Raw genomic sequence first — 3,163 nt, forward strand, 5'->3', positions numbered from 1 at the left:
AAGATTAAGGGTTTCCTCGCGTCCCTTCACCTCCCGAACCGCCTATCTTCCCAACGTCATGAGTGATCCATCGAAGCCCTCCGATTCGTCACGGCGCACCGCACTCGGTCTGACGATCGCCGCGGGAACGGTCGGCACGGTCGCCGTCGCCGTTCCGTTCGTGGCGAGCATGTCGCCGTCGGAAAGAGCAAAGGCGGCCGGCGCTCCGGTCGAGGTCGATCTCTCCGACATCGAGCCCGGCGAGATGAAGCGCGTGGAATGGCGCGGCAAGCCGGTCTGGATCCTGCGGCGCACGCAGGAGATGCTCTCCACGCTGAAGGTCACCGATTCCGAGGTGGCCGACCCCGAGTCGCAGCGCAGCGGGTTCCCCACGCCCGACTGGGCGCAGAACGAATACCGGTCGATCAAGCCCGAGTACCTCGTCCTCGTCGCCATCTGCACGCACCTGGGTTGCGTGCCGGTGCCGAAGTTCGACGGCGCCGGCGACCCTTCGCTGCCGGCCGACTGGGTCGGCGGATTCCTCTGCCCGTGCCACGGCTCCACCTTCGACCTCGCGGGGCGGGTGTTCAAGAACAAGCCGGCGCCCGACAACCTCGAGGTTCCGCCCTACATGTACCTGTCCGACACGCGCCTGCTGATCGGCGAACACAAGGAAGCCTGAGGAGCCGCGCGAAATGGCCTACGAGAAGGCATACGAGAACCAGGTGGAAAGCACCGGGCTGCTGGGCTGGGTCGACCGTCGCTTTCCGCTGTCGTCGCTGTGGAAGGCGCACCTGTCGGAGTACTACGCGCCGAAGAACTTCAACTTCTGGTACTTCTTCGGCTCGCTGGCGATGCTCGTGCTGGCGCTGCAGATCGTCACCGGCATCTTCCTGGTCATGCACTACAAGCCCGACGCGGCGCTCGCCTTCGCGTCGGTCGAGTACATCATGCGCGACGTCCCCTGGGGGTGGCTGATCCGCTACCTGCACTCCACGGGCGCGTCGGCGTTCTTCATCGTCGTCTACCTGCACATGTTCCGCGGGCTGCTGTACGGGTCGTACCGCAAGCCGCGCGAACTGGTGTGGATCTTCGGCTGCATGATCTTCCTCGCGCTGATGGCCGAGGCCTTCTTCGGCTATCTGCTGCCGTGGGGCCAGATGTCGTACTGGGGCGCGCAGGTCATCGTGAACCTGTTCTCCGCCATCCCGTTCATCGGTCCCGACCTCGCGATCTGGATCCGCGGCGACTACGTGGTGAGCGACGCCACGCTGAACCGTTTCTTCTCGTTCCACGTCATCGCCATCCCGCTCGTGCTGCTCGGCCTGGTCGTCGCGCACATCATGGCGCTGCACGAGGTCGGGTCGAACAACCCCGACGGCATCGAGATCAAGGCGAAGAAAGACGCCAACGGCATCCCGCTCGACGGCATCCCCTTCCACCCGTACTACTCGGTGCACGACATCCTGGGCGTGGCCGTGTTCCTGATCGTCTTCTCGGCGATCATGTTCTTCGCGCCCGAGTTCGGCGGCTACTTCCTCGAATACAACAACTTCATTCCGGCCGACCCGCTGATCACGCCTACGCACATCGCCCCGGTCTGGTACTTCACGCCGTTCTACTCGATCCTGCGCGCCACCACGGAAGACTTCCTGCTGTTCTGGATGATCCCGTTCCTCGTGCTGTTCGCGCTGCTCGTCTGGTTCACCGCGCGTTCGGTGCTCAGCAAGCTGATCGCGGCGGTCGTGGTCGCGGCGATGGTCATCGGTTTCTTCGTCGTCGATGCCAAGTTCTGGGGCGTGGTCGGGATGGGCGCCGCGGTGCTGATCCTCTTCGTGCTGCCCTGGATCGACCAGAGCCCGGTGCGCTCGATCCGCTATCGCCCCGGATGGCACAAGGGCGTTCTCGCCGCCTTCGTCGTCGTGTTCCTGGTGCTCGGCTACCTCGGCACGACGCCGGTGTCGCCGACCAACTCCCTGTTCTCGAAGATCGGCACGCTGCTGTACTTCGCGTTCTTCCTGCTGATGCCCTGGTGGAGCAGCGCGGGCCGCTTCAAGCCGGTTCCCGAGCGCGTCACCTTTCACGCGCACTGATTCGCGGATGCGGCATTGGAGCTGAACAGAACATGAACCTCGTCACCCGTATCCTGGTCGCGATCGCTGCCTCGCTGTCCTTCGGTGCCGCTTCGGCGGCCGAAGCGGGCTATCCGCTCGATCCCTTCCCCACGCACAAGCTCACCGACGAGCCCTCGCTGCAGAACGGGGCGAAGCTGTTCGTCAACTACTGCCTGAACTGCCACAGCGCTAGCCTGATGCGCTACAACCGGCTGCGCGACATCGGGCTCACCGACGAGCAGATCCGCGAGTACCTCGTGCTCGACCCGCAGGGCAAGGTCGGCGACCTGATGAAGATCGCGATGCGCCCGGCCGATTCGAAGGCCTGGTTCGGCGCCACCCCGCCCGACCTCTCCGTGACCGCGCGTGCGCGCTCGTCGGGCGCCGGTTCGGGCGCCGACTGGATCTACACCTATCTGCGCGCGTATTACCGCGACGACACGCGTCCGACGGGCTGGAACAACACCGTCTACGAGGGCGTCGGCATGCCGAACGTGCTGTGGGAGCTGCAGGGAATGCGCGGCGCCACGCTCGAGGAGATCAGGGAGGTCGGCGAGCCTTCGGCCAACGGCGGCACCTCGTTCGTGAAGAGCACCGTGGTCTTCGATGCGCACGGCAACCGTGCCGAAACCACCGAGAAACTCGACGGGCACGGCCTGCATCCGTCGCGCCACTGGACGCTCGGCAACGCGCAGGGCGGCACGCTGTCGCAGGCCCAGTTCGACGACACCGTCGCCGACCTCACTGCCTTCCTCGCCTACATGTCCGATCCCAGCGCGCGTACCCGCGTGCGTCTCGGCGTGTGGGTGCTGCTTTTCCTCGGCGTGTTCACCGTGTTCGCCTGGATGCTCAATCGCGAGTACTGGAAGGACGTCAAGTGAGGGCGACCATTCGTTGAGGCCGGCCTGCCCGGTCCTGACAGGGTGAGTCCGTCGGGCTCACCCTGCTGTTTTCTGCATCGGGAGTTCCCGCGATGATGGTGCTGTACTCCGGCACGACCTGCCCGTTCTCGCAACGCTGCAGGTTCGTGCTGTTCGAGAAGGGCATGGACTTCGAGATCCGCGACGTCG

Annotated in this window: 4 protein-coding genes; all 4 read left to right on the plus strand. The window is 65.1% G+C overall.

Annotated features, from left to right (window positions below; translation table 11 throughout):
* Positions 1-58: 58 nt before the first annotated feature.
* A complete protein-coding gene (petA, locus tag ROZ37_RS22010; protein ID WP_312662876.1) occupies positions 59-661 on the plus strand; it encodes a ubiquinol-cytochrome c reductase iron-sulfur subunit in 603 nt (200 codons plus the stop codon).
* A gap of 13 nt (positions 662-674) precedes the next feature.
* Positions 675-2,072, plus strand: a complete 1,398-nt coding sequence (locus ROZ37_RS22015; protein WP_312662873.1) for a cytochrome bc complex cytochrome b subunit — start codon at positions 675-677, stop codon at positions 2,070-2,072.
* Positions 2,073-2,104: 32 nt separating this feature from the next.
* On the plus strand, positions 2,105-2,974 hold the full coding sequence (locus ROZ37_RS22020; RefSeq protein WP_312662874.1) for a cytochrome c1: 870 nt from the start codon (positions 2,105-2,107) through the stop codon (positions 2,972-2,974).
* Positions 2,975-3,066: 92 nt separating this feature from the next.
* Positions 3,067-3,163, plus strand: a 97-nt coding sequence (locus tag ROZ37_RS22025; RefSeq protein ID WP_312662879.1) for a glutaredoxin domain-containing protein, incomplete at its 3' end; no start/stop codon positions are given.

The sequence above is a fragment of the Aromatoleum sp. genome (genome assembly GCF_032027225.1).
Lineage (GTDB): Bacteria > Pseudomonadota > Gammaproteobacteria > Burkholderiales > Rhodocyclaceae > Aromatoleum.

What these genes read in the sequence shown, in the direction of transcription:
- ROZ37_RS22020 (WP_312662874.1), top strand. Translation starts at nt 2,105, where the DNA reads ATGAACCTCGTCACCCGTATCCTGGTCGCGATCGCTGCCTCGCTGTCC.
- petA (WP_312662876.1), top strand. Translation starts at nt 59, where the DNA reads ATGAGTGATCCATCGAAGCCCTCCGATTCGTCACGGCGCACCGCACTC.
- ROZ37_RS22015 (WP_312662873.1), top strand. Translation starts at nt 675, where the DNA reads ATGGCCTACGAGAAGGCATACGAGAACCAGGTGGAAAGCACCGGGCTG.